General features: G+C 45.1%; 6 protein-coding genes. 3 read left to right on the forward strand and 3 right to left on the reverse strand.

The window, feature by feature from the left end; translation table 11 throughout:
- Positions 1 to 507 precede the first annotated feature (507 nt).
- The 3 genes from H4O21_RS23760 to H4O21_RS23770 all read left to right on the forward strand — a co-directional run bounded on the left by H4O21_RS23760 (position 508) and on the right by H4O21_RS23770 (position 3,850).
- Positions 508 to 1,773, forward strand: a complete 1,266-nt coding sequence (locus tag H4O21_RS23760; protein ID WP_182812259.1) for a DUF3422 domain-containing protein — start codon at positions 508 to 510, stop codon at positions 1,771 to 1,773.
- Positions 1,774 to 1,930: 157 nt separating this feature from the next.
- A complete protein-coding gene (locus H4O21_RS23765) occupies positions 1,931 to 2,731 on the forward strand; it encodes an alpha/beta hydrolase (protein ID WP_182812261.1) in 801 nt (266 codons plus the stop codon).
- Positions 2,732 to 3,085: 354 nt separating this feature from the next.
- Entirely contained in the window at positions 3,086 to 3,850 is a 765-nt protein-coding gene (locus tag H4O21_RS23770; RefSeq protein WP_182812264.1) for a nitroreductase family protein, read from the forward strand.
- A gap of 138 nt (positions 3,851 to 3,988) precedes the next feature.
- On the opposite strand, the gene H4O21_RS23775 is transcribed toward H4O21_RS23770, so the two are convergent.
- The 3 genes from H4O21_RS23775 to H4O21_RS23785 all read right to left on the reverse strand — a co-directional run bounded on the left by H4O21_RS23775 (position 3,989) and on the right by H4O21_RS23785 (position 5,929).
- Complete coding sequence (locus tag H4O21_RS23775; protein WP_182812267.1) at positions 3,989 to 4,411, reverse strand: organic hydroperoxide resistance protein; 423 nt, start codon at positions 4,409 to 4,411, stop codon at positions 3,989 to 3,991.
- A gap of 120 nt (positions 4,412 to 4,531) precedes the next feature.
- Positions 4,532 to 4,990 (reverse strand): MarR family winged helix-turn-helix transcriptional regulator, encoded by a 459-nt coding sequence (locus H4O21_RS23780; protein WP_255487445.1) that lies wholly within the window; start codon positions 4,988 to 4,990, stop codon positions 4,532 to 4,534.
- Between the two features lie 552 nt (positions 4,991 to 5,542).
- Positions 5,543 to 5,929: a YMGG-like glycine zipper-containing protein gene (locus H4O21_RS23785; protein ID WP_182812270.1), complete on the reverse strand. Its 387-nt coding sequence runs from the start codon at positions 5,927 to 5,929 to the stop codon at positions 5,543 to 5,545.
- Positions 5,930 to 6,230: the final 301 nt, after the last annotated feature.

Below are 6,230 nucleotides of genomic sequence, written 5' to 3' on the forward strand. Positions count from 1 at the left end.
AAACAATCGGTATCAGCAAGTAATGCCTTAACCCTGTTATTTTGTGGGCAGCTGCCAGATATCTTTGACCGGGCAGCTGAATAGTTACGATTAATTTTACTCCAGATTCTTTGACCTTGCAGTCATTTACTCCCTTTGTTTTGCGCAGCCTCAAACAAAATCAATTCTCTGGCAAAAACTAAAGCTGATAAACAATAACCAGCTACAACATATTAGCTTCAACATTACGAACTTGCATGGAAAAAAAAATTAATATTGAATATCATTTTCCTCAATAAGTACGGAACTGAACCTTACTCTTGCCACGTTAAAAGTGCCCTGAATGGTATTACAGATAACTCTTTCTGATGTTTAACGGCCATAGCCTTTCAGTGCGAGCACTCAACGCTTAGTTTGAAATATCCAGACCCGGATCACTTCATTTCGTCACTATTCTGCAGTACAGTCCCTGATATATGACCATTCAGTCACAACACTAAAACTTATAGAATACAGCGATCTGAAGACATGTACGATTATGCCCTGCGGCAGGATATTATCCACGAAGTTCACTCTCGCCCCTTTCAGAATCTGCCCGCCCCTATGGTAATGGAGCATATCACGGTGCTTTATGATGGGAAGGATGCACATGATGCTGAACGTCAGATTCTGCAGCTGATACGATATCTGGGGTTTGAGTGCCCGGAAACTCACAAAGGTTTTCTGTTTATCCAGAATGCTGAGCTCAGTATTCGCTACGAGCCCCATAACGAGTTTTACACACTGACGCTGTATAAATCAGAAAATACCCGCAGTGCACTCCAGTTACCTCAGTATCGACAACAATTACCCGGAGCATTTCTTGCTGGTGCAGAAATACTGTTCCGAAAGGATCAGAGTAATCTTTTTACTCGTCATTTCAGTAAAAACTTCTCAGAATGGGGGCAGGATTGTTTTCATTCCGGACAGTTTGTAGCCTCTGAGGTAATGGCTGGATCAGCACGTATGGCTACAACCTTTAAACCTCTGCCAGACACAGGGTTCACGCTGGTCATTGTGGAAGATATTCATTTGATGCCAGCACAGGCAGGGCGCTTATTACAGCGCATCTGCGAAATTGAAACCTATCGCCACATGGCGCTGATGGGACTTCCATCAGCCCGAACTCTGATGCCGAAACTCACACTATTAGACCAGGAACTGGCCTCTGTATCTCAGCGTTCACCCGATCAGGATAGCTCTCATACCCTGATGGCAATGATGGAGCTATCCGGCCAGGTTGAAGCGTTATCAGCCAGTACCGCTAACCGTTTTTTTGCCAGTGAAGCCTATTTTGCTCTGACCGAAAAGCGCGTACAGGAACTCAGAGAAAATAAATTGAAAGGCAAGCAGATGACGACTGAATTTATGGAACGTCACCTTGAACCCGCCCGACGAACCTGTCGCAGTGCATCTCAGCGTATTGAGCTATTATCTAAGCGCATCGCCCGAGCTACTGAACTGTTACAGTTCCAGGTTAACCTGACCATCGAAAATCAGAACAAAGAACTCCTGCAGGCTATGAATAAAAGAGCCCGACGTCAGCTTAACCTGCAGAGTAAACTGGAAAGCCTTTCTGTGCTGGTAGTTGTATATTATCTTTATGACCTGACCGGTATGGCACTGAGAAATGTTTTACCGCAAGGAGAGCTGCTTGATACGTCCCTTAAAGCCCTGACACTATCTCTGCCGGTGCTGACAATCATTACCTTCTGGATAGTCCGTCACCTGATGAAGGGGATCAAAGAACAATAAAGGGGATCAAAGAATAATAAGCGCCAGGGCTACCATCATGAAGATTTACGAATGAGCATCTCGTTGACTGATTACGATGAAGCTTTACCGGAAAACACGCTTTGCAAAAAGTATCAGCCCCAGGAATGATCAATATTCAGGGCGGACAGATTCTATCATGAAAATATTCAGGCACCTGCTAATCGGATTAATCACAGGCTATGTTGTCCTTATTCTGATCATCTTCTCATTTCAGCGAGACCTGCTGTACTCGCCAGGAACCACAGCTCCTTCAGAGAAGCGCCTGACTGAAAAAAATCTCATTTACTGGCCATCAATGACAGACTATCGAGGCTTTACCAGTACCCATGAGCCGGATAAGGTGAAAGGTACCATTGTTGTCTTTCACGGTAATGCCGCCACCGCTTATCACCGACATTATTACACCGATGCTCTGCATCAGTATGGTTTCAGGATTATTCTGGCAGAATATCCGGGGTATGGCAGCCGTCAGGGATCACCGTCAGAAACCGCGATTGTCGACGATGCTCTGGAAACACTTCAGCTGGTATATGAACGCTATCAGGAACCTGTTTTTATTCTGGGTGAATCTTTAGGCAGCGGTGTTGCTGCCAGCACTATTGCCAGAACAAAGGTGCCCATTGAAGGCCTGATATTACTCGTTCCCTGGGACACTCTGATGGATCTGGCACTGACGCATTATGGTTATCTGCTGCTGCACTGGCTGGTACTGGATAGATACGACAGCATCAGTAATCTGGCCAATTTCAATGGCCGGGTTGCTGTGGTTCTGGCAGAAAAAGATGATGTGATCCCGGTCAGGCATGGCCTGAGATTATACGACTCTATTAATACCGACAAAAAACTCTGGTTGTTTAAAGATGCCGGTCATGACACTATTCCTGTCGCCCCGGATTCAGCCTGGTGGAAAGAAGTCACTGATTTTATCACCCAGTAATATTAACATCGATCTCCGCCTTCGTTTAAAAATCCGTAATATCTCACTTGCATTTGCACTATTAAACAACGCCACATCAGAGCGAGATACTAACGGCAGAGACAGAACACTTCTGCCAACATGGCATTGTACAGAAAGCGCACCATTCACGCCTTTAACGCAAAGTTAAAATCAATGTAACAATCAGTACTCTACCCTGATTACTCCTGCTGATTCAGACTTTGCCCTGTCACAGGCTATGTCAGATAAAGAACGACATAAACTGACGACTTCACAAATATGGAGGACGAAACCATCGTCCACACATTGCTTCTCAGTACTTAAGTACCAGAATAACCAGATCAGGTGGGCATTATGAATAAAATTATCGAACAATTAACTCAGCGCCGTTCAATCAGACAATTTACCGGAGCTGAAGTTAAACATGATCATCTGGTCACTATTCTCCAGGCCGGACAACAGGCCCCTTCTTCGATTAATGGCCAGCAGATCTCATTAGTAATAACACACAACAGGGAGAGGATCGCCAGAATTGCAGAAATTGCCGGAGGACAGCTGCAGGTTGCTACCGCAGATATGTTTATCACTCTGGTGATTGATTTTAACCGGACCAGCATGGCAACAGAGCAATCGGATCTCTCCCATATTATTGAGCAATCCGCAGAAGGTATTCTGACCGGGGCCGTGGATGCCGGAATCATGCTGAATGCTCTACAGACTGCAGCCAATAGTCTGGGTTATGGTTCTACGGCCATTGGAGGAATTCGGAACAACCCACAAGCAATGATCGATTTACTGCAATTGCCTGAAAAGACCTATCCGGTTGCCGGTATGACCCTGGGTGTGCCCGATGCAAAGAATAAGCCTCAGATAAAACCCAGAATTCCTATGGCCAGTTTTGCCATGTGTGAGCGCTACGACAGTGATATTGTCCGTCAGGGTGTCGAAGAATACGATCAGACATTGAGATGCTGGTGGGATCAGCAGGATATGCCGGAGCAACCATCCTATAAAGCACTGGTATCAGGCTTTTATAGCCGAATCTATTTTCCTCAGGTTGCAGAAACACTGGAAAAACAGGGTTTTCGCTTTCAGGACACACTGAGCGAGAGTGATTGATTCGTTTTGCCCGACATTTCCTGACTGTCAGGGAGATCTGTAAACAATGAGATCTCCCTGACAAGGTAATAAAACTGAATCAGATCCTCACCTGAACAATAAATGCCTGCCAGGCGAGAATCCGATAAAACCCCAGGTTTATTTAATGCTCGTTGTGACATCAATATTGCCACGGGTTGCATTGGAATACGGGCAGATCTGATGAGCATCTTCAGTCAGCTGCGTCGCAACGGCTTCCTCAATGCCAGGCAACTCAACCACAAGGTCTGCGCTGACAGAAAATCCCGAACCTTTCGGGTTCTCACCAATCCCTACAGTCGCACTCACTTTCAAATCATCTGGCAAAGCTATTTTTTGCTGTGCAGCTACAAATTTCATCGCACCGATAAAGCAGGCAGAATATCCCGCCGCAAACAGTTGTTCCGGATTAGTACCCTCTCCCCCTGCACCACCCAGTTCTTTCGGTGTGCTCAAAGCAACATTCAGTTTGCCATCAATAGAAGTGGACTGACCATCACGGCCACCGGTTGAAGTAGCGGTCGTTGAGTAAATTGCTTTCATTACATCACCCTCTGGAAAAATATCGAGATAATAATTATCGCGATAATTATTTTGATAAATAAAAACCCGATAATCCGGGTTCATGGAAAATATGTTATTGCGATAATTATTTTTACACAACTATTTTTTTGAAATAATCTCTCTGATTCTGACCAACTTGTCTTTCAGTTCCCGCATATCGTCGTATGACATACCACTGGCCCCAGAGACACAGCGATTTACCTCCAGCCCTTGTTCGCGCAACTTATGGCCTTTATCTGTCAGCTGAATACTCAGGCTACGATCATCTTCAATTCCACGACAACGACGCACCAGCCCTTCATTCTCCATACGTTTAATCACAGGTGTCAGAGAGCCGGATTTCTGTCTGAGTCGATCTGCAATCTCTTTGAGGGTCAGGTTATCTTTTTCCCATAAAACCAACATGACAGTGTACTGGGTATACGTTAGCCCAATAGCTTCCAGGTGCTCTTTATACAGCTGAGTCATCGCCAGGGATGTGGAATGTAAAGCAAAACAAAGCTGATTTTCTAACAGAAGTCTTTCTGAATCATGCATAGCTACCTCAACACTAATCATTATTGCAACACACTGCTGTCCGGTTGAAAAACGACAGGGGCCGGAGACCTTAACCTCTGAGAGGTTAAGAAAAATAACGGTTACTTAACAGCGCCTTATCATCCCAAAAGCCAGTGTAAAGGCATACTAACATTATATACCACCAACGACTAAAATTACGGCTCGATCAATGTATTCAAACCATCACAAGTCGCCATTATTTACTGCTGCAATAGCAAATATCGCTCAAAAAATGTCAGCAGGTTCTGATGATGGATATTTTCACCATGCATTACAGGAATATGGTCCTGGATAACATTCAAGTTCAATTGGTGTTGAAGGCTTTAAGTTTTCAGAAGCCCCCTGCCAGCACCAGGCATTCTCAGCAGGGCCCCATGCTCTCCAGCCCGGAGCTCCTTTATCCCGAAAGTAAGCGCCTCTGAATCCACCGCAGATCACATCCGGTGCACTATGCGCAGCCAGAGCATCTGGTAGAGAGCCCGCAGCTTCTGTTACTATCAAAGATGTCATTAATATTGATGCAGATGAATACCTGACATCAATGGTTACAATCTAACCAACAACATTATGCCCACGATTGCGCATACACTGGATGACAATCTGTTTCTGCTCATTACGGGTATCCCATGCCCGTGAACCTCCACCAGTTGCACCGCCGATAACAGCACCTGCAACAGCACCTTTTCCACCATCTTCAAGTGCTCCGAACAAAGCGCCAATGCCAGCTCCCAGCAGGGCCTCTGATTTTACGTCATCATTGGTATAACTTCTTTGTTCCGCCAGAGAGGAGCATGCCTCCAGATCATTATGATAACGCGGGTTCTTCGGACCATCGACTATAGGTTCATATGATGATGCTGTTGCTCCACACCCTGTTATCACAGCAGCGATAATCAGTGACATTACAGTATGAATTATCTGTTTTTTTGAAACTATCATTGTTTTTCCAGGGTTTTGATTATCATTATGAGTGAGCTGGCCAGGCATATATCCAGCTCGACAAAGCCTGTACTATAAAGTGCTCGCCTGAACTCAAACTGGCGCAAAACTGAACTGAAGCTGAATGGCATCTCTTTTCTTATCTCCCGCTAACAACCCTTTCCTCATTTGCTGCGAAACTGAGGAACAAATTCAATAGCTCATCTTATAACTGAGCAGTGCGTAGTTCTGACGACTATGGGCTATGCACAACTGTTTCCCCACTTTTTCAAAAACAGGTATTTCCAGCTTTAATGGATTG

The organism is Oceanospirillum sediminis (assembly GCF_014164585.1).
In the GTDB taxonomy this organism is placed as follows: domain Bacteria; phylum Pseudomonadota; class Gammaproteobacteria; order Pseudomonadales; family Halomonadaceae; genus Oceanospirillum; species Oceanospirillum sediminis.